The sequence below is a fragment of the Seohaeicola sp. genome (assembly GCF_048006315.1).
Taxonomy (GTDB): domain Bacteria; phylum Pseudomonadota; class Alphaproteobacteria; order Rhodobacterales; family Rhodobacteraceae; genus Seohaeicola.
Genome location: NZ_CP180350.1, coordinates 4,088,351 through 4,112,752, shown reverse-complemented (window position 1 = coordinate 4,112,752; position 24,402 = coordinate 4,088,351). Strand labels below are relative to the sequence as shown.

Below are 24,402 nucleotides of genomic sequence, written 5' to 3'. Positions count from 1 at the left end.
AAATGAAAAACCGCCCCCGAGGGGGCGGTTCATGATGCATGCAGGACAGGCTTGGCCGGTCAGCGGCCCAGCGACCACCAGCCCTTGCGCTTGGGCTTCGAGGGATCCTCGACCGTGTCGGCAGCGGCCTTGGCGGGCTTTTCGGCCGCTTTCGGCGCCTCGGGCTCTGCCGCCGCTGCAGCGGGGACATCGGCAGGTGCCTCCGCCTTGGCTTCGGCCATGACCGGTTCCGCGGCCGGTGCGGCAGATGCCGCCGGCGCCTCGGTCACAGGGGCGTCCGACACCGGAGCGTCAACCGCGTCCTTTGCCGCCTTCGTGCTGCGGCTGCGGGTGGACGGCTTGCGCGCGGCGGGCTTTGCCGGCGCATCGGTTGCCGCCTCGGCCTCGGTTTCGGTTTCGGCGACAGCCGCATCGGCCTTGGCCGCGCTGGCCTTGGACGACGCCCTTGGTTTCGCAGGTGCCTTGGGTTTGGCAGGTGCCTTTTCGCCATCGGCCGTCTTGGCCTTGCTGCTGGTCGACCGGGTACGGCTGACCGTCTTGCGGGCCGGTTTCTCGGCCTCTGCCGGGGCTGCTTCGGCGACAGGCGCGTCCGCCTCGGCTGCGGGCGCATCCGTGTCCGACGCAGCAGCAACGGTTTCATCCTCTGCCGCGGGCGCATCGGTCGCGGCCTCGGCAGCAACCTCTGCCGTTTCCTCGGCCTCGTCGCGCTCGTCCTCATCCGTCGTGCCGGCCTGGCCGTTCTCGCCATCCTGTCCGGATTTGGAACGGCTGCGACGCCGACGCCGGCGGCGCTTCTTGGGCTTGCCCTCGTCATCCAGCGCCTCGGGGCTGCGTTCGGAACGCTCGGACCGCTCGGCCCGCTCGCTGCGCTCACCCGCCTTTGCCGCGGCTTCGGCTTCGGCCTCTTCAGCCTCTTCCAGATCCCAGGCAGAGACAGAGCTTTCGACCTCGTCCATCAGCGTGGCATCGCCAGACACCACATGCGGCAGTTCGACGACAACACGGGTCGCGGTCTTGAACTTCTCCATCGTGAAGTCGGGGCTGATCAGGCTGGGATCGCCTTCGATCCGCACCGACAGGCCATAACGCCCTTCGATCTGTGCCACATGTTCGCGCTTCTGGTTCATCAGGTAGTTGGCGATGGCGACCGGCGCCTTGATCAGCACCTCGCGCGAGCGGCGGCGCACGCCCTCTTCCTCGATCTGGCGCAGGATCGACAGCGCAAGGTTGTCGTCCGACCGGATCAGACCCGTACCGTGGCAATGGGCACAGGGCTGGGTCGTGGCTTCGATCATGCCGGGGCGCAGACGCTGGCGCGACATTTCCATCAGGCCGAAACCGCTGATCCGGCCCACCTGGATGCGGGCACGGTCGGTCTTGAGCTTGTCCTTGATCCGCTTTTCGACGGCCGCGTTGTTGCGCCGCTCGTCCATGTCGATGAAGTCGATCACGATCAGCCCGGCAAGGTCACGCAGACGCAACTGGCGCGCCACTTCCTCGGCGGCCTCCAGGTTGGTCTTGAGGGCGGTCTCTTCGATCGAGCCTTCCTTGGTCGCGCGGCCCGAGTTCACGTCGATCGCCACAAGCGCCTCGGTCACGCCGATCACGATATAGCCGCCGGATTTCAGCTGCACGACCGGGTTGAACATCGACGACAGGTAGCTTTCCACCTGGTAGCGGGCGAAAAGCGGCATCTGCTCGCGGTAGTTCTTCACGTTCACGGCATGGGACGGCATGATCATCTTCATGAAGTCCTTGGCGATGCGGTAACCGCGCTCGCCCTCGACCAGAACCTCGTCGATCTCGCGGCTGTAGAGGTCGCGGATCGAGCGTTTGATCAGGTCGCCCTCTTCATAGATCTTGGCCGGCGCAATGGATTTCAGCGTCAATTCGCGGATCTGTTCCCACAGACGCTGGAGGTATTCGTAATCGCGCTTGATCTCGGTCTTGGTGCGCTTGGCGCCCGCTGTCCGCACGATCAGACCGGCGCCCTGCGGCACGTCGATCTCGTTGGCGATTTCCTTCAGCTTCTTGCGGTCAACGGCATTGGTGATCTTGCGGCTGATGCCGCCGCCACGCGCGGTATTGGGCATCAGCACGCAATACCGGCCCGCCAGCGACAGATAGGTGGTCAGCGCCGCACCCTTGTTGCCACGCTCTTCCTTGACGACCTGCACCAGCAGGATCTGGCGCACCTTGATGACTTCCTGGATCTTGTAGCGCCGGGCGCGCGGCTTGCGCGTGGGGCGAATGTCCTCGACATCGTCGTCATCGGCCACGGATTCGATGCTGTCGTCACGCTCGACCGTCTCGACCGCGCCATCATCCTCGTCCGCTTCGTCTTCCTCGGAATGGGCGTCGGACTGGTCTTCGGACTGATCCGACGGCTCTTCGACCGGGGTCTCGCCCACGATCTCCATCGGCGAGGTGCCTTCGGCGACATCGGCCTCTTCGAGGTCGATGGTCTCCATGCCGGCGATTTCGTCGGCCTCGGCATCGCGGGTCGCGACGGCATCGTCGCTTTTCACCGATTCCGCACGGCTGCGTCCACCCGAGCGCGACCGCGAGCGGTTCGAGCGGGGCTTTTCATCCTCGTCCTCGCGGCGCTGCGCTTCGGCATAGGCGCGCTCTTCCTCCATCAGGGCCTGACGGTCCGCGACGGGGATCTGGTAGTAATCGGGATGAATTTCCGAGAACGCCAGGAAACCGTGACGGTTTCCGCCGTAATCCACGAAAGCCGCCTGAAGCGACGGTTCGACCCGGGTTACCTTTGCAAGGTAGATGTTTCCAGCAAGCTGGCGTTTGTTTTCGGATTCAAAATCAAACTCTTCGACTTTGTTTCCATCCACCACGACAACGCGGGTCTCTTCCGCGTGTGTGGCGTCGATAAGCATTTTCTTGGCCATTTTTTCCATTCGCACGGCGACTTGGCCCGACACCCGGAGGGCGTGGGCCTTGCGGCGCGTGTCTATCATTGGCGAGGGTTCCGGCGCACGCGACCCGTCCGGTCATCCTGCATGCCACCGACAGGGGCACAGGCCCCGAAGCCGGGGTCAGGAAGGGATCGGTTGCTCTCGCGCGCCTCATCGCGTTTCTTCTCCGACGCCCTCATTGACATGGGGCGCCCGTTCAAGGCCGTCGCCACCCCGCAAATGCGGAGGGTTCGGGGGTTCGTCAGCCCCGTTGCCAGGGCTCAATCGGTCTGCACACACCGTGCCGGATCAGTCCTACACATGGCGGATGCAGCGAAACTCTATGGCGGGTCACATCAGGTGCCACACACCATGGTTCACCATAGCGGCAGGCCCGAGGATAACACAATGGGGAAAATGCCCCGCCAGGGTCGCAGGGACCGGGCGGGCGCGCATCACAGGTAGTCGGACCGCTGCAAACCGTACTTGGCCATCTTCTCGTTCAGCGTCCGGCGCGGCAGGCACAGCTCGTCCATCACCGCCGCGATCGATCCCTTGTGACGCCGCATCGTGTTGTCGATCAGCATCCGTTCGAAGGCTTCCACATATTCCTTGAGCGGCTTGCCCTCGGTCGTCATCACGGGCTGCATTTCCTCGTTATCGGTCATCAGCAGCGATGCGATGGTGCCCGACCCGCGCCGCGATTGCAGCACCGCGCGTTCGGCCACGTTGATCAGCTGGCGCACGTTGCCAGGCCAGGGCGCCTGCAGCAGCTGCGCGGCCTCCTGGGCGCTGACCTGCGGCGCGTCGCAGCCATATTCGTCGGCGAACTGCTCGGACAGGCGGGTGAACAGCGTCAGGATATCTTCGCCGCGCTGGCGCAGCGGCGGCGGCGTGATCCGCAGGGCCGCTAGCCGGTAGAACAGATCGGGCCGCAGCGCATCCTCGCAGGTGCGATCCTGCTCCTGCAGGTTGGAAATCGCCACGATCCGGGTTTCGGCGGGCGTGCCCTGCTCGTTGATGAAGCTCAGAAGCCGCGCCTGAAGGCTGTCGGACAGGGTTTCGACATCTTCCAGCACCAGCGTGCCGCCGCGCGCCTCTTCGACGGCGGGAAGCTGGCTGTCCTCGGGCATCATCGGGCCGAACAGCCGCTTGGCCAGCTTGTCCTCGTCGAAGGCCGCGCAGGAAATCAGGACGAACTTGCGCCCACCCCGCGCGCCCACGGCATGCAGCGCATGGGCCACCAGCGTCTTGCCGGTGCCGGTTTCCCCGTCGATCAGCACATGGCCATCAGCCTGCCCCAGGTCCAGGATATCCTCGCGCAGCCGCTCCATCGCGGGGCTGGTGCCGATCAGCTTCTTCATGATCTGCCCGCCATCGGACAGCTCGCGCCGCAATGCCCGGTTGTCCAGCGTCAGGCGGCGCGTGTTCGTGGCCTTGCGCGCCAGCTCGTTCATCCGGTCGGGATTGAAGGGCTTTTCCAGAAAGTCGAAGGCCCCCACGCGCATCGCCTCGACCGCCATGGGCACATCGCCATGACCGGTGATCATGATCACCGGCAGGGTGCTGTCGCTGCCCATCAGCTTTTTCAGGAACTGCATCCCGTCCATGCCGGGCATCTTTATGTCCGAAATCACGATACCGGGATAATCCGGCCCCAGCACCTTCAGCGCATCCTCGGCGCTGGCGAATGTTTCCGTGTCATAACCGGACAGCGCCAGCCACTGGCTGATCGACTGCCGCATGTCCTGCTCGTCATCGACGATGGCGATCTTCATCCCTTTAGACATGCACCCTACTCCGCCGCTTCAATTTCGTTGTCATTGCCCAGGATCGGAAGCTGGACCTCGAAGACCGCCCCCCCGTCACTGGCATTGCGGGCCGTCAGCCGCCCCCCAAGGTCGTTGACGATCCCCGAGGAAATGGCAAGCCCCAGCCCGACCCCCTCGCCCGGCTTCTTGGTGGTGTAGAAGGGCTCGAACAGGTTCTCCAGATCCTTGATCCCCTCGCCATTGTCGCGCACCGTCAGGGTCGCGGTCTCGCCCGCCGCCAGCAGGATGTCGATCTCGGGTTCGGCCACGGCCTGCGTCGCATCCATGGCGTTGCGCAACAGGTTGATCATCACCTGTTCGATCCGCACCCTGTCACCCATCACCATCACCGGCCGGTCGGGTAGCGCACGGGTGATGCGGATGCGCCGCTGCTTGAGTTGCGGCTCCATCATCGACAGGGCGGATGCCAGCGCATCGCTCATGTTTACAGGGGTCAACTGGTCCCCGCTCTTGCGCGCGTAGGACTTGAGCTGCCGCGTGATCGCCCCCATCCGCTCGATCAGATCGTCGATCCGCTGAAACGATGACAGCGCCTCCTCGGGCCGGTTGCGGCGCAGCAGCAGGCGCGCCCCGGCCAGGTAGGTCTTCATCGCCGCCAGCGGCTGGTTCAGCTCGTGACTGACGGCCGCCGACATCTCGCCCAAAGCCGCCAGTTTCGAGCTTTGCGCCAGTGTCTGTTCGGCCACCGCAAGCGTTTCCTGGACCTTTTCCCGCTCGGCGATTTCCCGCTGCAGCCGTGCGTTCAACAGGCGCAGTTCCGCCAACTCGCGCTGGAACAGCGCCAGACGCACCGCGTTCTTGCGGCTGGCCATGTAGAAGGCCAGCGCCAGCAGGATCGCGAATCCCATGATCTCCAGCGCCAGAACCCCGTTCACGCGCTCGCGCACGCTGGTGTAGGCGGTGAAACTGGCGATGCGCCAGCCACGGAACGGGATGCGCCCCTCCATGCGGATCACCGCCTCGCCCTGCAGATAGGCATCCGCCGGCAGGGCGGTCCAGTCGGCCGTGGCCTGGATCGCCCGCTGGATCGCGCTTTCGGGCGGCTGCTGGGCCAGGGCCTCGGTCTCGGTCAACCCGCGCCAGCGCGGCTCTGTCGCCAGCATGATCACGCCTTCGGAATTGGTCACCAGAACCGCATCCGAAATGCCCGCCCAGGCGCGTTCGAACTTCTGCAGGTCCACCTCGACGACGATCACGCCAAGGGTCTGCCCCTTGTCGATGATCCGGCGCGAATAGGAAAACTGGTAGCTGCCCGCCTCGCGGCGTTGCGCGGTAAAGATCGTGTCATTGGCGCGCAGCGCCTCGACGAAATAGGATTCCGACCGGAAATTGCTGCCCAGCTTGTTGCGGTCGGTCGAGGCGACAGTGCGCCCCTCGCGGTCCAGCAGCATCAGGGAGGCCGCACCGATCTCCTCCACGAAGGAAATCAGGCGCTGCGTGGACAGCGAATAATCCCGCGTCGCCAGCGCTGAAATCAGCGTGGGATCGCGCGCCAGAAGCTGCGGCACGATCGCGTTGCGGCGCAGTTCGCTCAGCAGGTTGCCGCTGTAAAGCGCAAGGCGCAGCTCGGCCCGGTTGCGGGTGGTTTCGGTGAAGCGATCGGTCAGCAGCCTGTTGGTCACCGCGATGGTGATGACAGCGACCACCATCAGCAATCCCAGACCCACGCGCCCGCGCCAACTGACCGTACCCGAGGTCTCGGCCCGCCGCTGGCTCTTGCTGGTCGCGCCCCGGTTGCGGGGCGCGGATGCGCTGGTCGAAGGTTTCATGGCGCCAGACTACGATGGCCGGGCCTTGCGCTCAAGTCAGGCCGCCGTCAGCGCATCCAGCAGACCGGCGAATATCTGCCGGCCATCGGTGCTGCCATGCGCCTCTTCGGCGGCGCGCTCGGGATGGGGCATCATGCCCAGCACCCGGCGGTTCTCGCTCAGTACGCCCGCGATATCCCCGGTCGATCCGTTGATCGGCGTGGCATAGGTAAAGGCGATCCGGTCCTCGTCGCGCAATTGCGCCAGAAGATCGGCGCCCGCGGTGTAGTTGCCGTCGTGATGCGCCACGGGCACGCGCAGGCGCTGCCCCTTGCCGTAGCCTGCGGTAAAGGCGCTGTCGGTGCTGGCCACCTCCAGCTCGACCGTGCGGCAGATGAACTTCAGCCCCGCGTTGCGCATCAAGGCGCCAGGCAGCAACCGTGTCTCGGTCAGAACCTGGAAGCCGTTGCAGATCCCCAGCACGTAACCGCCGCGCCCCGCATGGGCCACGACTGCCCGGCTGATCGGCGAATTCGCGGCAATCGCCCCGCAACGCAGGTAATCGCCAAAGGAAAACCCGCCCGGAATGCCCACCACGTCCACATCCGCGGGCAGTTCGGTATCCTTGTGCCAGACACGGCTGACGCGCGCGCCCGCCTTCTCGAAGGCCGTCACAAGGTCACGGTCGCAGTTCGAGCCCGGAAAGGTGATCACCGCCGCATGCATCAGGCGATCTCCACCGTGTAGCTTTCGATCACCGTGTTGGCCAGCAGCGTCTCGCACATGCGCGCCACCTGCGCGCGCGCCGCCTCGGGGTCGGTCTCGGCCAGGTCAAGCTCGATCACCTTGCCCTGGCGCACCCCGTTGACCCCGGCGAAACCCAGCGTCCCCAGGGCGTGACGCACCGCCTCGCCCTGCGGGTCCAGAACCCCGTTCTTCAGCATCACATGCACCCGTGCCTTCATCGCTTGCTCTCCGGTCTCGCAGGGGCCGCCGCGCCCTGTTTCTTCTTGCTTCAAATATCCATTCCGCAGCCTGCAGCCGCGGGTCGGGGGATCAGTTGATCAGCGTCGGCTTCGTGATCGGCGTCGCGGTCTTGGGCATGACGCCCAGGCGGCGCGCCACCTCGGAATAGGCATCCGTCAGGCTGCCCAGGTCGCGACGGAACACGTCCTTGTCCAGCTTGCGGCCGGTCTCGATATCCCACAGACGGCAACTGTCGGGGCTGATCTCGTCAGCGACCACGAGGCGCTGAAAATCGCCCTCGTAGATCCGTCCGATCTCGATCTTGAAATCCACCAGCTTGATGCCGGCGCTGAACATCACGCCCGACAGGAAATCGTTCACGCGCAGCGCAAGGCTCAGGATGTCGTCCATGTCCTGCTGGCTGGCCCAGCCGAAGGCCGCGATATGTTCCTCGGTGACCAGCGGATCGCCCAGCTTGTCGTCCTTGTAGTAGTATTCGATGATCGGGCGCGGCAGTTGCAGCCCTTCCTCGATCCCCAGCCGCTTTGCCATCGACCCGGCGGCATAGTTGCGCACCACCACTTCCAGCGGAATGATCTCGCAGGCGCGCACCAGTTGTTCGCGCATGTTCAGGCGGCGGATGAAATGGGTGGGCACACCCACGCCGGCCAGTCCGGTCATGAAGAACTCGGACAGCATGTTGTTCAGCACGCCCTTGCCTTCGATCACATCGCGCTTTTCCGCGTTGAAGGCCGTGGCATCATCCTTGAAGTACTGGATGATGGTTCCGGGCTCGGGCCCTTCATACAAGGTTTTCGCCTTGCCTTCGTAGATTTTCTTGCGCCGTGCCATGGCCACTCCGGTGCTGGGGACGGGCATGAGTCCCATCCAGTCGCACCCCCTTTAGTCCATGGGCGGCATTGTCGCAAGATGCGCCCTGCCCCTTGCGCCAACCGTCGCAGGTGTGCATATCGGACACAGACGAAACCGCCACCCGAGGAAGTGACAGATGACAACCTTCGATGACCGCGAACATGCGTTCGAGGCGAAATACGCCCATGACGAGGAAATGAAGTTCAAGGCCGAGGCGCGCCGCAACAAGCTTCTGGGTCTGTGGGCGGCCGAACTGCTGGGCAAGTCCGCCGACGAGGCCGCGGAATACGCCCGCGCCGTGATCAAGGCCGATTTCGAGGAAGCCGGACACGAGGATGTCGTGCGCAAGGTTGCCGCCGATCTTGACGGCATCGCCGATGCCGAGGCCGTGCGCGCAAAGATGGCCGAATTGCTGGTCGTCGCCAAGGCCCAGCTAATGAGCGAGATCTGATCCGCCCGCAAGCGACACGCCTTCGCATGTTCGAAATGCGCATGGCCCCGGCAGGGCATGCCCGCGCGGCATGCCCTGAAAACCGGTCAGGGCGAACCGGGATTGGCGCCGCCAGTTGCAACGCCCCTCACGATCTTCATGAAACATATGAATTTGCCTGCCCCCTTCCGATGTGACAGGACACGGGTCGCGGGCATGACCGCATATTGACTGAACAGGACCACCCCATGACCGACGCGCTGTCCCGCCTGCTTGAAACCCGCGACTGGCTGATGGCCGACGGGGCCACCGGAACCAACCTCTTCAACATGGGGCTGACTTCGGGCGATGCACCCGAGATGTGGAACGAGGAACATCCCGACCGCATCCTGTCGCTTTACAAGTCGGCCGTGGACGCGGGCAGCGACATCTTCCTGACCAATTCTTTCGGTGGCAACGCCAGCCGCCTGAAACTGCACGGCGCGGAAAAGCGCGCGCGCGAGCTGTCGCGCATCAGCGCCGAACTGGGCCGCCAGATCGCCGACAAGGCCGGGCGCACCGTGGTCGTGGCCGGATCGGTGGGTCCGACCGGCGAGATCTTCGCCCCGATGGGGCCGCTCACCCATGAGGTCGCGGTCGAGATCTTCCACGAACAGGCCGAGGGCCTCAAGGAAGGCGGGGCCGATGTGCTCTGGCTGGAAACCATTTCCGCCCCCGAGGAATACCGCGCCGCCGCCGAAGCCTTCGCGCTGGCCGGCATGCCCTGGTGCGGCACCATGAGCTTTGACACCGCGGGCCGCACGATGATGGGCGTGACCAGTGCCGCCATGGTCGACATGGTAGAAGCCCTGCCCAATCCGCCCCTTGCCTTCGGGGCCAATTGCGGCACCGGCGCCTCGGATCTGCTGCGCACCGTCCTGGGCTTTGCCGCCCAGGGCACGGAACGCCCGATCATCGCCAAGGGCAACGCGGGCATCCCGAAATATCACGACGGGCACATCCATTACGACGGCACGCCCGAATTGATGGCCGAATATGCCGTACTGGCACGCGACGCGGGCGCCACGATCATCGGCGGCTGCTGCGGCACCATGCCGGTGCATCTGGAACACATGAAACGCGCGCTGGAAACCCGGCCGCGCGGGCCGCGCCCGACGCTGGATCAGATCACCAGCCTGCTGGGCGGCTTCACCAGCACGGGCGACGGCACCGGCGATGACGTGGCAGCACCACGCCGCAGCCGCCGCGGCAGCCGCCGGGGGGAATAAGCCGGCACGGCGCCGCCAGAAGCGCATCATTCCGGCAACGGAGACGCCAATTCTGGGGTGCAGGTCGGAAGCGCTTGCGCCTATGTCGCAATTCGACCAGTGCGCATGACGCAAAAGCCCCAGATGGGGCGACAGACAGACAGACGCAGGCGCGCGCGCGCCGCACAGCCAAGGAACCCGCCATGTCCGACGATCAAGACGACATCATCCTCGCAGACCTCGACGATGACGAACTGGTCCAGCAGATGTTTGATGACCTTTACGACGGCCTCAAGGAAGAGATCGAGGAAAGCGTCAACATCCTGCTCGCGCGCGGCTGGCAGCCCTACGAGATCCTGACCGAGGCGCTGGTCGCCGGCATGACCATCGTGGGCAAGGACTTCCGCGATGGCATCCTGTTCGTCCCCGAAGTGCTTCTGGCCGCCAACGCGATGAAGGGCGGCATGGCCATCCTCAAGCCGCTGCTGGTCGAAACCGGCGCACCCAAGCAGGGCAAGATGGTGATCGGCACCGTCAAGGGCGACATCCACGACATCGGCAAGAACCTTGTCGGCATGATGATGGAAGGCGCGGGCTTCGAGGTGATCGACCTTGGCATCAACAATGCCGTGGACAGCTATCTTGACGCGCTGGAAGCCGAAAAGCCCGACATCCTGGGCATGTCCGCGCTGCTGACCACGACCATGCCCTACATGAAGGTCGTGATCGACACGCTGGTCGAAAAGGGCATGCGCGACGATTACATCGTCCTCGTGGGCGGTGCGCCGCTGAACGAGGAATTCGGCCGTGCCATCGGCGCGGATGCCTATTGCCGCGACGCGGCCGTGGCCGTGGAAACCGCCAAGAGCTTTGTTGCGCGAAAGCACAACCAGGCCGCCATGCGCGCCTGACACAAGGCGCAGATCTGACCGGATCGAAGACCCGCGCCAATGGCGCGGGTCTTGTCACATGAGGGGATGAAGATGGATCTGCCCGATGATGACCGCCTGACCCGCGAGGGGCTTGACCTCGCCACGCCCGCCGCCGCCCCGGAACGCATGTTGCTGATCGCCTGTGGTGCGCTGGCCCGCGAGATCCTTGACCTGATCGCGCGCAATGGCTGGTCCCACATGGACCTGACCTGCCTGCCCGCGATCCTGCACAATCACCCCGACCGCATCGCCCCTGCGGTGGAACAGGCCGTGCAGAAACATCGCGCCACCCATGCCCGCATCTTCGTGGTCTATGCTGATTGCGGCACCGGCGGGGGGCTGCGCGCCACCTGCGACCGGCTGGGGGTAAAGATGGTCGAAGGCCCGCATTGCTACAGCTTCTTCGAGGGCAACGCCCGCTTTGCCGCAAATGCCGAGGACGAATTCACCGCCTTCTACCTGACCGATTTCCTTGTGCGGCAGTTCGATGCCTTCGTCTGGGAACCGCTGGGGCTGGACCGGCACCCGCAACTGCGCGACACCTATTTCGGCCATTACACCAAGCTGGTCTATCAGGCGCAGACGGATGACCCTGCCCTGACCGCCCGCGCGCAGGACTGCGCCGCGCGCCTTGGTCTGGCCTTCGAGAGACGCCTGACAGGCTATGGCGATCTGGAAACCGCCCTTGCCGCGCTGAAACCCTGATCAGGCGGCCTGCGCCGCCACCAGCCTGATCCGCTCGATCATCGCGCGCAAGCCGTTCGACCGCTGCGCCGACAGATGATCGTTCAGCCCAAGCCGCGCCAGTTCGCCCGGCGCATCGACGCGCCCCACCTCGGCCAGCGGCAGCCCGTCATAAAGCGCATGCAGCAGCGCGATCAGCCCGCGCACGATCATCGCATCGCTGTCGCCCTCGAAATGGAACGTTCCGTTCTCGATCACCGGATGCAGCCAGACCTGGCTGGCGCAGCCATCGACCTTGGTGGCCGGCACGCGCAGCGCCTCGGGCAAGGGGTCCATCGCCTTGCCCTGCTCGATCACATAGCGATAGCGATCCTCCCAATCTTCAAGGAATTCGAAATCCTCGACGATCGCCTCGAACCTTTCGCTGGCCATGTCCTGCCCCTTCACGTTGATGCCACACCAGTTAGGCAAGCGGCAGGCAAAGGTCCAGTGCGGGCTTGTGTCTTTTCAACGCGGCCCCGATAAGATAGGCAGAACGGAACAGGACAATCAGCGGATGGGGCAGCACAGGATGCGGAACCTTACTTCGGCCCTCTTGGTCTCGGCCCTCGTGCTGTCAGGCTGCGCACGCATCAGCGAGTCGCGCTTCAACCCGCTGAACTGGTTCGGTCGCGCAACGGTGGAACCGGTGCAGGATGCGAATGTGAACCCGCTTATCCCCAACAGCACTGGCGGCATTTTCGCGAACCGTCGCGCCGCGCGCGCCGCAGTCGTCGCACCGCTGGCCGCGCAGGTTTCGGACCTGACGGTCGAGCGTGTTCCGGGTGGCGCGCTGATCCGGGCCACCGCGCTGTCCGATACCGTTGGCGCCTTCGCCGTCTCGCTGGAACCCGTGAATGACGGTGTGCCGGTGGATGGCGTGCTGACCTACGAGCTGCGCGCCCTGACGGCACCCGCAGGCCGCGTGCCCATGCCGGAACGCGCCCGCAGCCATGTGGCCGTCGTGCATGTCACCGATGGCGATCTGGAAGGCGTGCGCCTGATCCGCGTGCAGGCCGCGCGCAACGCGGCCACCAGCACGCGCCGCTGACGATCAGAGTTCGACGATCCTGACATCGCTGCCCTTGGCCGACAGGGCGATCTTGCCCTCGCACAGGCGCATGGCATCCTGACCGAAGACCTCGGCCCGCCAGCCGCGCAAGGCCGGCACATCGCGCTCTCCGGCGGCAATGGCGTCAAGATCGGCGCTTGTCGCGATCAGCTTCGAGGCCACGCCCGAATCCTCGGTCTTGGCCTTCAGCAGAACACGCAGCAGATCGGCCAGCGCCGGATTGACCTGCATCTTCTCGCGGCTCAGATCGGGGCGCGGATAATTCTCGGGCGCGCAGTCCATGCCCGCCTTGATCGCAGCCAGGATGCCATCCGCGATCTCGCCCTTGCGCGCTTCGCGCAGAAGCAGGCGCGACCGGCCCAGGTCGTTCATCGTCACCGGCTTGGTCGAGGCAAGCTCGACCAGCGCATCATCCTTGAACACGCGGCTGCGCGGCACATCGTTCGATTGCGCGTAATCCTCGCGGAAGCGCGCAAGTTCGCGCACGATCGCAAGGAACTTGCCCGAATTGGTGCGCGTCTTGACCCGTTCCCAGGCATCCTCGGGATGGGTGATATAGGTGTCGGGGGTCGTCAGGATCTCAAGCTCTTCCTCGACCCATTTGGCGCGGTCGGTCTTCTTGAGTTCCTTGGCAAGGTATTCGTAAACCTTGCGCAGATGCGTGACATCCGCCAGCGCATAGACTTTCTGCGCATCGCTCAAGGGGCGGCGCGACCAGTCGGTGAAGCGCGAGGATTTGTCGACGCTGGCCTTGGCGATCTTCTTGACCAGGGTCTCGTACCCTGCCTGCTCGCCAAAGCCGCAGACCATCGCGGCGACCTGCGTGTCGAACAGCGGCTTGGGAAAGACGCGCGCATTGACAAAGAATATCTCGAGGTCCTGCCGCGCGGCGTGGAACACCTTGACCACATTCGTATCGCGGAACAGATCGTACAGCGGCTCGAGCGACAGCCCCTCTTCCAGCGGATCGACCAGCACGGCGTTGCTGTCGTCATTGCCCGGCATCGCCATCTGGATCAGGCAAAGCTTGGAATAATAGGTCCGTTCCCGCAGGAATTCGGTGTCGAGCGTGACATAGGGGTGGCGGCGCGCTTCCTGGCAAAAGGCAGCAAGGTCTTCGGTCGTCGTGATCGTTCGCATCTATGGCCCTGTCTCGGCGGCACCGCGGGCGGCGCGGCGCAAGTCAAAGGGTCTTACGCGATTGCCACGACAAAGGAAAGGCCGCAGGCTTTCCGGGGCGTTCCCACCCGTGGGAATTGGCTTAAGTCCTTGAGATTTCCCTAACGCCATTCTCCAAGCCATTGAAAAGAATATGTTTTGAAATTGCCCCATCATGGGACAGCCGCAGGGGCCGCGCATCGGCCCGCCCCGAGCGGGAGTGTCGTTCATCTGCACCCTTGACATTCCGGCCCGCGCGGCGCCCCGTGGCGCAGACCGCGACCACCTGCAAAGACGCCCTTTCTGATGCCCCTTCCCTTCGTCGCCGCCAATCCCGACCGCTGGCTCTATCTGCGCCTGGTCATCGGCATAGGCATCACGCAGATCATCGGCTTCGGCACAATGTTCTATGCCTTCGGCAGCGTGGTGCCGGCCCTGTCTGATGACCTGGGCATCGCCCCCGGCACGGCCTTTGGCGCCTTTTCAGCGGCCCTGCTGATCGGGGCGCTGGCCGCCCCGACGGCGGGGCGGTTGCTGGACCGGCATGGCGCGCGGATGGTGATGGGAACGGGTTCGGTGCTGGCCGCCCTGTCGCTGATCGCGCTCAGCCAGGCGCAGGGGATTGTCTCGCTGGTGCTGGCCCTTGTCGCGGTCGAGGTGACGGCAACCCTTGTTCTGTATGACGCAGCCTTTGCCGCCCTTGCGCAAGGCCTCGGCCCCGCCCGTGCGCGGCGCGCCATCACCCATATGACGCTGCTGGGCGGCTTTGCCTCGACCGTGTTCTGGCCGCTGACACAGGCAATCCTTGTCTGGGCCGATTGGCGCACCGCCTACATGGTCTTCGCCGCGCTGAACCTCTGCGTCTGCCTGCCGCTGCACCTGAGCCTGACGCGCGCGCCGGATCTTGATCCGGTGACGGGTGCAAAGCCCGCCCTGCCGCCGCAATTCCCCCCACTGCCCCCCGCGCAGCACCGCCGCGCCATGATCTGGGTCGCCATATCCTTTGCCGTGGCGGGGCTGGTGTTTTCCGCGCTCTCGGCCTCATGGGTGACGACGCTGACGGCTTTCGGGCTGCCCGCCGCCGCCGCCGTGACCGCGGGCACCCTGATGGGCCCCGCACAGGTAGGTGTGCGTGTGCTGGACATGCTGTTCGGGCTGCGCCTGCATCCGCTGACCACGACGATGATCTCGACGGTGCTGCTGATGGTGGCGCTGGCCGTGCTGTGGCTGACTGGCCCGACGCTGGCCGGAGCAATGATCTTTGCGGTGCTTTTCGGATTGGCGCAGGGGCTGACGTCGATCGTGCGGGGCACGGTGCCCCTGGTGCTGTTCGGCGCGCAGGGCTTTGCCGCAAGGTTGGGCCGTCTGGCCTCGGTCCGCATGGTGATGGCGGCCATCGCACCCTTCGGGATTGCCCTGCTGATCGAGACATGGAGCGCAAGCGCCGCACTTCTGGCGATGATCTGCCTGGCCATGCTGGGCGTCATGGCGTTGCGGATGATCCCGCAGGGATCGTGACGGGCAACACCCGCCCCTGTCAGAGGTCGATCCGCCCCATCTGGCCGCGCGCAAACCGTTCCAGCACCACCGGATAGAGGCGATGTTCCTGCTCCAGCACCCGCGCCGCCACGGCGGCCTCGGTATCGCCGGGCAGGATCGGTACCCGCGCCTGGCCCAGGATGGGGCCATCGTCCAGTTCCGGCGTCACCAGATGCACGGTGCAACCGGCCTCGGCGTCGCCGGCCTCAAGCGCGCGGGCATGGGTGTGAAGCCCCTTGTATTTCGGCAAGAGCGACGGGTGGATATTCAGCATCCGACCTTCCCAGGGCTGGACGAAACCGACGGTCAGAACCCGCATGAACCCGGCAAGGCACAGGATATCGGGCGCGGCCTTGTCCAGTTCGGCCTGAAGGGCCGCCTCGAATGCCGGGCGATCCCCCTTGTAGGCGCGGTGATCCACCGCCGCCGTCGGAATCCCCATTTCCGCTGCCCGGGCAAGCCCCGCCGCGCCGGGATCGTTCGAGGCCACCAGCACGCAGCGCGCCGGATGATCGCCCGCCATGCTTTCGACAAGGCGGATCATGTTCGACCCGCCCCCCGAGATCAGGATGGCGACACGTTTCTTCACAAAAGCGCGCCCTTGTAGGACACGCCCGCCCCGCCCGAGGTGACATGCCCCAGCGGATGCACGGTTTCACCCGCCTCGCGCAGCAGCGCGGTCAGCGCCTCGGCGCGGTCGGCCGCGACCACCAGGATCATGCCGATACCGCAGTTGAAGGTCTTGAGAATCTCGGCCTGGCTCATGCCGCCGGTCCGGGCCAGCCACTGGAAAACGCCCGGCAGGTCCCAGGCATCCAGGTCGATCTCGGCGCCCAGATCCTCGGGCAGCACACGCGGCAGGTTCTCGGTCAGGCCGCCGCCGGTGATATGGGCCAGCGCATGCACCCCGCCCGCACGGATCGCCGCGAGCACCTGGCGCACGTAAAGCCGCGTGGGGGTCAGCAGCACCTCGCCCATGGTGCCTTCGCCGAAGGGACAGGCATCGGCCCAGCCAAGGCCCGACACCTCGACCAGCTTGCGCACGAGGCTGTAGCCGTTGGAATGCACGCCATCGCTGGACAGCCCCAGCAGAACATCGCCAGCCTGAACGCCCGCAGGCAGATCCTGCCCGCGTTCCATCGCCCCCACCGCGAAACCCGCAAGATCGAAATCGCCACCGTGATACATGCCCGGCATTTCCGCGGTCTCGCCGCCGATCAGCGCGCAGCCCGACAGGGCGCAGCCCTCGGCGATGCCTTCGATGATGCGCGCGGCGCTGTCCAGCTCCAGCTTGCCGGTCGCGAAATAATCCAGGAAGAACAGCGGCTCGGCGCCCTGGCAGACCAGATCATTGACGCACATGGCCACAAGGTCGATCCCGATGCTGTCCACATTGCCCGTGTCGATGGCGATCCGCAGCTTGGTGCCCACGCCATCCGTGGCCGCCACCAGGATCGGGTCGTTGTAGCCTGCGCCCTTCAGGTCGAACAGAGCCCCGAAGCCGCCAAGCCCCGACATGGACCCCGCCCGCGTTGTGCGTTTCGCCGCCGGCTTGATCCGTTCGACCAGCGCATTGCCAGCGTCGATATCGACGCCCGCATCGGCATAGGTGATCCCGTTCTTCGCGCCTTTGGCCTGCTCTGCATCCGACATGGAAAATCCTTTCATCGCTTGGCCTGCGGGTTAATCCAAAGCCCGCCGCTTGGCAATCTGAAAGCCCTGTCCGGGGCGCGACACAGGCGAAAGCCTTGACGCGCCCCGCCCGTCTGCTAGCAAGGCACGCAGGTCGGGCCTGTAGCTCAATGGTTAGAGCAGAGCGCTCATAACGCTTTGGTTGGGGGTTCGAGTCCCTCCGGGCCTACCACCTGCGCCAGCGGGTCATTGCACAAGCTCGGATTGCCCGTTGGGCTTGACCCGCCAGGTTCCCGTCGAGCGCCGGCCATCCGCATGGTACAGCGTGCCGAAACCGCTGATGCGGCCATTCTCGAAATTGCCATCATAACGATCGCCATTGGGCCAGTAGAGAACGCCCTGCCCGTGCTTGGCATCATTGGCCATGTTGCCTTCGTAACGCTCGCCATTGGTAAACTTCAACTTGAAGAAGCCTTCGCGGGAATCGTTCACGTAAGTCCCTTCGGACACGGCCCCGTCCTCGTGAACATAAACCCCGTGCCCGTTGAAACGGTTCTGCTTGAACGCACCGGTATAGGTGACGCCGTTGGGAAAACGGGCGAAGAAATGGCCCTCGCGCACACCGTTCACGTAGGTACCACGATATTCGGTACCATTGGCGTAGACCTCGACGCCTTCCCCGTGAAACTCGCCTTCGTTGAATTCGCCCTCATAGACGTTTCCATTGGCGAATTCGCGACGACCTTTGCCGTGGATCTTGCCCTCGACGAATGTGCCGACATAGCTGCTGCCATCCGCCCAGACATATCGTCCTTCGCCGTGGAACCGGTCATCCTTGAACGCACCGCTATAGCTGACCGGACCGTCGGTCTGGAACCCTTCGCCGTGGCGTTTGCAATCGACGAAATCACCGACGTAGACAAAGCCCGAATTCAGGGTCCAGCGCCCTTTGCCATGACGGCAGATACCCTCCTCGAGCATCCGAAACCCGCCTTCGTATGTGTCGGTCGGTGTGACCATGACCCCCTCGACAGGTGCGCCGTTCTCGAAGGTGCCTCGGATGACGGCCCCGCTGACCGCGCGTTCCATCACGCCACGGCCATGCGGCACTCCATCCGCGAATTCGCCCTCGTAGGTATCGCCATTCACATAGACCAGCGCGCCCTGTCCCTGGCGCGCGCCTGCCGCAAAGCGCCCGGTATAGCGTTCGCCGCTGGCCAGCAGTTCCTCGCCCGTGCCTTGACGCAGGCCATTGACGAAATCGCCGGTGAAGCGATCACCATTCGCCAGAACTTCCTCGCCCTTGCCCTGACGCAGGCCGTCCACGAAATCGCCGGTGAAGCGATCGCCATTCGCCAGAACTTCCTCGCCCTTGCCCTGACGCAGGCCGTCCACGAAATCGCCGGTGAAGCGATCGCCATTCGCCAGAACTTCCTCGCCCTTGCCCTGACGCAGGCCGCCCACGAAATCGCCGGTGAAGCGATCCCCATTCGCCAGCACTTCCTCGCCCTTGCCCTGCCGCAGGCCGTCCACGAAATCGCCGGTGTAGCGGTCACCATTGACCAGCACTTCCTCGCCCGTGCCCGTCCGCGCGCCCTCGACGAAATCGCCTGTGTAGATCTTGCCGTCTGGCATGTGCAGCACGCCCTGTCCGCTGCGCGCATTCCACTGCCATGCCCCGCTATATGTGGCGCCATCCTCGAGACTTTGCGAACCGGTGCAGCCATGCCAGACCGGCAAAAGAGACAGGCAGATACCTGACGCAAGCTGTCCGACAAACAGCACGGCGCCAAGTACGAACGGCGCAAGCATCAGACTTGCCAAAAGCGATTTCCGCATGGGGACTTCCTTGAAAAACTGCAGACAAGCAAAGTCGTTAATCAAGGGTTTGCCGATGGTCCAAGAATTTCAACGCAACGGCACATCCGATAGGCCGCACCCCATCGAAAGTTCACGAAATCAAGCCTTTCGCGCTTGTTGCCCGCTGTTCGGGGACGGTATCGGAAAGATCACGTCATAGGCCCAGTTGAAGCAGAAGGCATAGACCAGATAGAAGCCGGCAAAGGCCACATCCATCACGAAAGTGGTCCAGAATCCGACGCCCAGATAAACCGCGATGAAGGGGATCAGAACCACAAGCAGCCCCGCCTCGAACAGGACCGCATGAAGAACGCGGATCAGGGGCGTCTTGCGCACATCGCCGCGCCGCCTGAGCATCGCGTGATCGAAAAGCAGGTTATAGAGGTAATTCCAGCCCGTGGCGATGGTGGCGCTGATCACGGTGACCACGCCCATGTACTTCAGGGGCGTGCCGAACACCCAGGCCCCCAATGGCGTGATGATGGCAAGGGCGATCAGTTCGAAGCTGATTGCGTGGCGAATCCGGTCTGCCGTGCGGCGCATGGCGCTCTCCCGTTTTTGGCCGGGTCGTCCCGGAAAAATCGCCCGTTACGGGGGAGGTCGTCCTCGCTTGGCCGAAATGTATCACCCTGCGCGCGGCAGACAAGGCGGCCCTAGCGCGCGATCACGATATCGGCGCGCAACCCGCCCAACCTATCGCTTTGCCCCAACCGCAACACACCACCATGGGCGCGGGCGATGTCGGTGGCGATGGCCAGCCCCAGGCCCACGCCCGATCCCTTGTTCTGGTTGCGCGACCGGTCCAGACGGGTGAAGGGCTTGACCGCCTCGCCGCGCTGATCGGGCGGAATGCCGGGGCCGTCATCCTCGACCCGGATGCGCAGCGATTTGTCGGTCAGGAGCATCGAGACCTCGGCATGGCTGCCATAGCGCACCGCGTTGTTGATCAGGTTCTCGACCGCCCGGCGCATCGCGATGCGGCGCAGCGGCACCTCGCCCTGCCCCTCCAGACCTGCAAGGGTCACGCGTTTGCCTGCGCGGGTGAAATCCTCGGCAAGGTCACGCAGCAACTCGGCCGGATCGACGGGTTCCGGCTCGGCCTCGGAAATGCCGCGGGCGAAATTCAGGAACTCGTCCAGCATCGATTGCATCTCGTCGACATCGCGCTGCAGATCGGCCACGTCTTCCGCATCCAGCATCGACAATCCCAGCTTGAGCCGCGTGAGAGGTGTGCGCAGATCGTGGCTGACGCCGGACAGCATCAGCGTGCGCTGCTCGATCTGGCGTTCGATCCGGGCGCGCATGTCAAGAAAAGCATTGCCCGCCGCGCGCACCTCGACGGCGCCCGAAGGCTTGTAGGCCATGTGGCGCCCCTTGCCGAAGGCCTCCGCGGCCTGCGCCAGCCGCGTGATCGGTCGCAGCTGGTTGCGCAGGTAGATAAAGGCGATCAGCGTCATCAGCGCGCCGAAGAACACCATGTTCACGAACAGCTGATGCGGATTCGTCGGCGACACCCGCCGCCGGTCCAGCAGCACCTCCAGCACCCCATGCTCGGTTTCCAGCACCAGCAGCACATTCCAGTCATCCGGCAATTGCACCGCCGCAAGACCGGGCAGAAGCGCATCGAAGGTCTCGATCACGCGCAGGCCCGACAGGTCATACCAGCGCCGCACCGCCGGCGGGGTCGTGCCGGCGGGCAGGAATCGCAGACCGATATCCAGCAGCGATGCAGCGCTCGATACCCCCTCCAGCGCGCTGCGCTGGTCCGGCGCGCCGCGCATGTCGAGGATCAGCATCTGGACCTCGCGCGCGGCGGTGCGGGTCATCTGGCGCGTCACCCCTTCGAAATGGCGCTGAATGAACACCACCGAGACGACAAGTTGCAGCGTGACCACAGGCAGGATCAGGATAAGGGCGGCCCGGCCATAAAGACCGCGCGGGGAAAAGCGTTTGAGCCAGCCGAAGAACATGGGCTAAACCTAGCCGCAGCCAGACGCCAAAGGAAGCAGAATGCAAGCAGACCCGGACTTTGACCCCATCGCCGGACAGCCGGACCAGATCGTACCCGGCCTGCGCCGGATCCTGGCGCCGAACCCCTCGCCCATGACCTTCCGCGGCACCAATACCTATATCGTGGGACAGACCGATCTGGCCGTGATCGACCCCGGCCCGGACAACGCGGCGCATCTTGCGGCGATTCTCGCCGCCTGCGGGCCAGGACAACGGATCACGCATATTCTGGTGACCCATGCCCATGTCGACCATTCGCCCCTGGCACGGGCGCTGGCACGGGCGACTGGCGCACCGGTGTTGGCCTATGGCGACGCGCAAGCCGGGCGCAGCACGGTGATGGAAGGCCTGGCACAAGCAGGGCTGGCAGGCGGCGGCGAGGGTGTCGATGCAGGCTTTGCCCCCGATGAATGCCTGGCGGATGGCGCAACCGTCACCGGGCCGGAATGGAGCCTGCAGGCCATCTGGACGCCGGGCCATTTCGGCAACCACCTGTGCCTTGCGATGGGCGACATCCTGTTCACGGGCGATCTGGTGATGGGCTGGGCCAGTTCGCTTGTCTCGCCACCCGATGGTGACCTGACCGATTTCATGGCCTCCTGCCGCCGCCTGCGCGCGCGGGCGGACCGGATCTACCTGCCCGGCCATGGCGCGCCGGTCACCGATCCGGCCGCCCGGATCGACTGGCTGATCGCGCATCGCGAAGCGCGCGAAGCGGCCATCATCGAGGCGCTGCAGGCCGCCCCGGCCACGGCCGAGACACTGGCGCGGCAGATCTATACCGAGACACCCGCCATGCTCCTGCCCGCAGCCGCCCGCAACGTCTTTGCCCATCTTGTTGACCTGACAGGAAAAAACATCATCGCACCCGAGGGACAACTGTCCTGGACAGCCCGTTTCCACCAGCTTTGAGCCCGCAGGCAAAGCTTTTGCAAAAATATGCCAAATGCCTCTGGACGCGACAAAACCCTGTTGTTATATCCGCCCTCGTGTTCCGGCGTAGCTCAGCGGTAGAGCAGTTGACTGTTAATCAATTGGTCGTAGGTTCGATCCCTACCGCCGGAGCCAATCTTCTAGATTAAGCTACTGAAAACCTTAAACCGTTGACCCCTCAGGGGTTATTCGGTACACAAACTCGGTACACGCTCGGTACACAGGGGTTTGTTTGTGCCTTCACAACTCAGGTATCTTAGCAAGTCTCCCAAAGGCTTCTACGAATATCGCCGCCGGGTGCCAGCAAAGCTCCAGCCATATTTCCCTCGCACCGCGACTGGTCGGTTCATGACGGAGTGGAAGAAGGCTTTTCTCACCACAGACGCAGCACAAGCGCGACAAAAGTGGTACGTGGAAAACGAGAAGTTTGAGGCCGCACTTACACTTGCACAACTACTTCATGACAGGCCCGATGATGTTCCGTACAGCGGCCAGATAGCGGTAGCGAAGGCTTTGGTCGAACAGTATGGCCTGCGCCCTGAAGACGCCCCTGCCCTAGGCCCATCAGCGAGTGACCAAGATTTTGAGTCGTTCCGCAAATCGGCTCATGCTTGGAATAACAAGGTTCAAGATCTAACTAACCAGATCATTGACAGTCTCGACGATGCGACCCTTGACCTAGAACAACAAAAAAAAGACTACAGAAGCGGGCGATGGGGACAACCGGGGTACCTCACACCACGAAAGCCACTACCAGAAAAAGATCAACATCTCGACATGGCCCTTCAAATAATCAGCGGAGAGACAGTTCTACCCGCAAAGCATGTCTGGCGCGATGCAGTGGAGCTGTACGTTGCGACAAACAAGCGCGAAAAGAATCGAGAGGTCGAGAAAGGGCGTCGATGGGAAGTAAAAACCCGAAGCCTACTTGAGAAATTTGGCTATGCCATGGGTGGCATGAACACCCCTCTGGATCAGCTTGCTCGAACCAAGATCGTCACATGGATTTGGCGTGAATACCCCAAGGCTCCAACCCGCAACCGTTACGTCAACACGCTGAGCGCAGTCATTAACTGCTGGAACCGTGAAAACAAAGATCAGGTTTACAATCCGTTTAGCGGCCTAAGCAACAAGCAGCATGAGCGAGAGGAAGCCATTGATAGACGATCATTCAAACCGCATGAATGGTTTGCCTACCTTGAAGCTGTGAATTCCCTCGAAAACATTGAGTTTCGGATCATCGGCCTCCTTATGCTCTATACGGGATGCCGGACGTCTGAAGCAGCAGGCATCCAGCGTCAGGACTTAAAGCTCAGTGGCAACATGCCCCATGTTGTTTTTCGATCCAATCGCATCCGCAGAATGGACAAAAAGGGTCTGGAACGTGCAGTGCCGCTCATGACACCTGTGTTTGAGGCATTTCAGGCATACGATGTGACAAACAATCCGGATGAACCAGTTTTCAAAGTATATGGCAACACGAAGGGATTTGACTTAGTATCAACAGCCCTCAGAAAGTTGATTACTGAAAGGCTAAAAATAAGTGATCCATCACTTGTCCCCTACTCAACGCGACATACAGTGATTGACAGGGCAAGAGCTGCCAAAGGCGTGTCACTAGCACGTGCTGAGTATGTAACAGGACATAAATCCGAAGGTTCATCAGCGATCCATAAGAGCTACGGAACCATGACTCCACCACAAGTGTTGCTTGAAGATATGTTGTCGATCTTTTCAGTAACTGATTGGGGCTATTACGATTGAACTCCTCCAAGGCTGTACCTTTGATTACGATTGAAATCTCATTAAACCAATTACTTTATCAACGCAAAAATCCCCTTAAGACTCACGAACTTCTATAACCCATGACTCAATTCCATTTCTTAAATCAAGGTAAAGCTGTTCTCTTTGATGAGCTTGAAGCCTGTCGTTCGGAGCCTTTACTTCCACGCTTACAACACTATCCTTCCAAACAGTTAAGTCCAAAAGCGCCCTGTTTTGCCTATTGATCAAAATTTTTGAATTTAACCTCCAATAACAACGAATATCTTCGGCAAGCCTAAGTAGATCCTTCTTAAAATCATAATTTTCCATTTGATGAATCTTCTGCATCCATCCAGAAATGTCCTCATCAGAGGGTATCCCTCCTGAACCCGGACGCCCCCTTAGACAAATATACGAATCCATAAAAATGTTATTCAAAATAGGTTTACTAATCAGGTTTTCATCAATTACCTCTCGAAGCTTGCGGTTCAGAATTCTACAGCGGTTCTTGAGTATCTGAAGCTCAGCGCCATGAAATGTATCCAAGTAATCTATAAAATATTTCAGTCCACCTCTTGCATTATAGAACGACATCAATTTTACAGCCTGCAAATCTGTGGCTGGCCTATTTGAAGAGTACTGCCTATGATAAGGGAAAGTCTGATCAACGGCCTCGGCTGCGCCGATATTGCCGCTTGAGGGCACTATGGGGCCAGACAAGCACCGTTTCCAGTGATTTTGGCGCTGTTTGAGCCGCCTGAGCGGCGTTGA

General features: G+C 63.0%; 22 protein-coding genes and 2 tRNA genes. 10 read left to right on the top strand and 14 right to left on the bottom strand.

What is annotated here, in order from left to right:
- Positions 1 to 59 precede the first annotated feature (59 nt).
- The 6 genes from ACMUJL_RS20340 to purC all read right to left on the bottom strand — a co-directional run bounded on the left by ACMUJL_RS20340 (position 60) and on the right by purC (position 8,310).
- The gene (locus ACMUJL_RS20340; RefSeq protein ID WP_416914429.1) at positions 60 to 2,906 is read right to left on the bottom strand and encodes an Rne/Rng family ribonuclease; all 2,847 of its coding nucleotides are present in this window, start codon (positions 2,904 to 2,906) and stop codon (positions 60 to 62) included.
- A gap of 461 nt (positions 2,907 to 3,367) precedes the next feature.
- A complete protein-coding gene (locus ACMUJL_RS20335) occupies positions 3,368 to 4,702 on the bottom strand; it encodes a sigma-54-dependent transcriptional regulator (RefSeq protein ID WP_375571349.1) in 1,335 nt (444 codons plus the stop codon).
- A 5-nt stretch (positions 4,703 to 4,707) separates the two neighbouring features.
- On the bottom strand, positions 4,708 to 6,393 hold the full coding sequence (locus ACMUJL_RS20330) for a sensor histidine kinase (RefSeq protein WP_416914451.1): 1,686 nt from the start codon (positions 6,391 to 6,393) through the stop codon (positions 4,708 to 4,710).
- A gap of 156 nt (positions 6,394 to 6,549) precedes the next feature.
- On the bottom strand, positions 6,550 to 7,218 hold the full coding sequence (purQ, locus tag ACMUJL_RS20325) for a phosphoribosylformylglycinamidine synthase subunit PurQ (protein WP_375571351.1): 669 nt from the start codon (positions 7,216 to 7,218) through the stop codon (positions 6,550 to 6,552).
- The gene (purS, locus tag ACMUJL_RS20320) at positions 7,218 to 7,457 is read right to left on the bottom strand and encodes a phosphoribosylformylglycinamidine synthase subunit PurS (RefSeq protein ID WP_068290066.1); all 240 of its coding nucleotides are present in this window, start codon (positions 7,455 to 7,457) and stop codon (positions 7,218 to 7,220) included. Before purS ends, purQ begins: the two co-directional genes overlap by 1 nt.
- Before the next feature lie 91 nt (positions 7,458 to 7,548).
- Positions 7,549 to 8,310, bottom strand: coding sequence for a phosphoribosylaminoimidazolesuccinocarboxamide synthase (purC, locus tag ACMUJL_RS20315; RefSeq protein WP_068290068.1), 762 nt, complete (start codon positions 8,308 to 8,310; stop codon positions 7,549 to 7,551).
- Between the two features lie 157 nt (positions 8,311 to 8,467).
- On the opposite strand from purC, the gene ACMUJL_RS20310 reads away from it, so the two are divergent.
- The 4 genes from ACMUJL_RS20310 to ACMUJL_RS20295 all read left to right on the top strand — a co-directional run bounded on the left by ACMUJL_RS20310 (position 8,468) and on the right by ACMUJL_RS20295 (position 11,645).
- Positions 8,468 to 8,782 carry a DUF1476 domain-containing protein gene (locus ACMUJL_RS20310; RefSeq protein ID WP_375571353.1) on the top strand — a complete coding sequence of 105 codons (315 nt, stop codon included), beginning with the start codon at positions 8,468 to 8,470 and terminating at the stop codon, positions 8,780 to 8,782.
- Between the two features lie 227 nt (positions 8,783 to 9,009).
- Positions 9,010 to 10,029 carry a betaine--homocysteine S-methyltransferase gene (gene bmt / locus ACMUJL_RS20305; protein WP_375571355.1) on the top strand — a complete coding sequence of 340 codons (1,020 nt, stop codon included), beginning with the start codon at positions 9,010 to 9,012 and terminating at the stop codon, positions 10,027 to 10,029.
- A gap of 182 nt (positions 10,030 to 10,211) precedes the next feature.
- The gene (locus ACMUJL_RS20300) at positions 10,212 to 10,919 is read left to right on the top strand and encodes a corrinoid protein (protein WP_068290075.1); all 708 of its coding nucleotides are present in this window, start codon (positions 10,212 to 10,214) and stop codon (positions 10,917 to 10,919) included.
- 72 nt (positions 10,920 to 10,991) lie between these two features.
- A complete protein-coding gene (locus ACMUJL_RS20295; RefSeq protein WP_068290224.1) occupies positions 10,992 to 11,645 on the top strand; it encodes a DUF1638 domain-containing protein in 654 nt (217 codons plus the stop codon).
- Here ACMUJL_RS20295 and ACMUJL_RS20290 read toward each other — a convergent pair whose 3' ends face one another.
- Positions 11,646 to 12,056, bottom strand: coding sequence for a SufE family protein (locus ACMUJL_RS20290; RefSeq protein WP_068290077.1), 411 nt, complete (start codon positions 12,054 to 12,056; stop codon positions 11,646 to 11,648).
- A gap of 139 nt (positions 12,057 to 12,195) precedes the next feature.
- Here ACMUJL_RS20290 and ACMUJL_RS20285 point away from each other — a divergent pair, with 139 nt between their 5' ends.
- The gene (locus tag ACMUJL_RS20285) at positions 12,196 to 12,714 is read left to right on the top strand and encodes a hypothetical protein (protein ID WP_068290226.1); all 519 of its coding nucleotides are present in this window, start codon (positions 12,196 to 12,198) and stop codon (positions 12,712 to 12,714) included.
- A gap of 3 nt (positions 12,715 to 12,717) precedes the next feature.
- Here ACMUJL_RS20285 and rnd read toward each other — a convergent pair whose 3' ends face one another.
- The gene (gene rnd, locus ACMUJL_RS20280; RefSeq protein ID WP_068290079.1) at positions 12,718 to 13,875 is read right to left on the bottom strand and encodes a ribonuclease D; all 1,158 of its coding nucleotides are present in this window, start codon (positions 13,873 to 13,875) and stop codon (positions 12,718 to 12,720) included.
- Between the two features lie 324 nt (positions 13,876 to 14,199).
- Here rnd and ACMUJL_RS20275 point away from each other — a divergent pair, with 324 nt between their 5' ends.
- Complete coding sequence (locus ACMUJL_RS20275) at positions 14,200 to 15,411, top strand: MFS transporter (protein WP_375571359.1); 1,212 nt, start codon at positions 14,200 to 14,202, stop codon at positions 15,409 to 15,411.
- Positions 15,412 to 15,430: 19 nt separating this feature from the next.
- Here the strand turns inward: ACMUJL_RS20275 and purN are convergent, their stop codons facing one another.
- Both purN and purM read right to left on the bottom strand, forming a co-directional pair.
- Positions 15,431 to 16,021, bottom strand: a complete 591-nt coding sequence (gene purN / locus ACMUJL_RS20270; RefSeq protein ID WP_375571361.1) for a phosphoribosylglycinamide formyltransferase — start codon at positions 16,019 to 16,021, stop codon at positions 15,431 to 15,433.
- Positions 16,018 to 17,085, bottom strand: a complete 1,068-nt coding sequence (gene purM / locus ACMUJL_RS20265) for a phosphoribosylformylglycinamidine cyclo-ligase (protein ID WP_068290081.1) — start codon at positions 17,083 to 17,085, stop codon at positions 16,018 to 16,020. Before purM ends, purN begins: the two co-directional genes overlap by 4 nt.
- Positions 17,086 to 17,220: 135 nt before the next feature.
- Between purM and ACMUJL_RS20260 the strand changes: the two genes are divergently transcribed.
- A tRNA-Ile gene (locus ACMUJL_RS20260) sits at positions 17,221 to 17,296 on the top strand.
- 14 nt (positions 17,297 to 17,310) lie between these two features.
- Here ACMUJL_RS20260 and ACMUJL_RS20255 read toward each other — a convergent pair.
- The 3 genes from ACMUJL_RS20255 to ACMUJL_RS20245 all read right to left on the bottom strand — a co-directional run bounded on the left by ACMUJL_RS20255 (position 17,311) and on the right by ACMUJL_RS20245 (position 20,894).
- Entirely contained in the window at positions 17,311 to 18,903 is a 1,593-nt protein-coding gene (locus ACMUJL_RS20255) for an MORN repeat-containing protein (protein ID WP_375571363.1), read from the bottom strand.
- A 120-nt stretch (positions 18,904 to 19,023) separates the two neighbouring features.
- Positions 19,024 to 19,467 carry a PACE efflux transporter gene (locus ACMUJL_RS20250; RefSeq protein ID WP_375571365.1) on the bottom strand — a complete coding sequence of 148 codons (444 nt, stop codon included), beginning with the start codon at positions 19,465 to 19,467 and terminating at the stop codon, positions 19,024 to 19,026.
- Positions 19,468 to 19,577: 110 nt separating this feature from the next.
- Positions 19,578 to 20,894, bottom strand: coding sequence for an ATP-binding protein (locus ACMUJL_RS20245; protein ID WP_068290087.1), 1,317 nt, complete (start codon positions 20,892 to 20,894; stop codon positions 19,578 to 19,580).
- 40 nt (positions 20,895 to 20,934) lie between these two features.
- On the opposite strand from ACMUJL_RS20245, the gene ACMUJL_RS20240 reads away from it, so the two are divergent.
- The 3 genes from ACMUJL_RS20240 to ACMUJL_RS20230 all read left to right on the top strand — a co-directional run bounded on the left by ACMUJL_RS20240 (position 20,935) and on the right by ACMUJL_RS20230 (position 23,631).
- On the top strand, positions 20,935 to 21,846 hold the full coding sequence (locus tag ACMUJL_RS20240; RefSeq protein ID WP_375571368.1) for an MBL fold metallo-hydrolase: 912 nt from the start codon (positions 20,935 to 20,937) through the stop codon (positions 21,844 to 21,846).
- Between the two features lie 81 nt (positions 21,847 to 21,927).
- Positions 21,928 to 22,002: transfer RNA gene (locus ACMUJL_RS20235), tRNA-Asn, on the top strand.
- Between the two features lie 213 nt (positions 22,003 to 22,215).
- Positions 22,216 to 23,631: a tyrosine-type recombinase/integrase gene (locus tag ACMUJL_RS20230; protein ID WP_416914428.1), complete on the top strand. Its 1,416-nt coding sequence runs from the start codon at positions 22,216 to 22,218 to the stop codon at positions 23,629 to 23,631.
- Positions 23,632 to 23,706: 75 nt separating this feature from the next.
- On the opposite strand, the gene ACMUJL_RS20225 is transcribed toward ACMUJL_RS20230, so the two are convergent.
- Positions 23,707 to 24,351, bottom strand: coding sequence for a hypothetical protein (locus ACMUJL_RS20225; RefSeq protein ID WP_416914427.1), 645 nt, complete (start codon positions 24,349 to 24,351; stop codon positions 23,707 to 23,709).
- Positions 24,352 to 24,402: the final 51 nt, after the last annotated feature.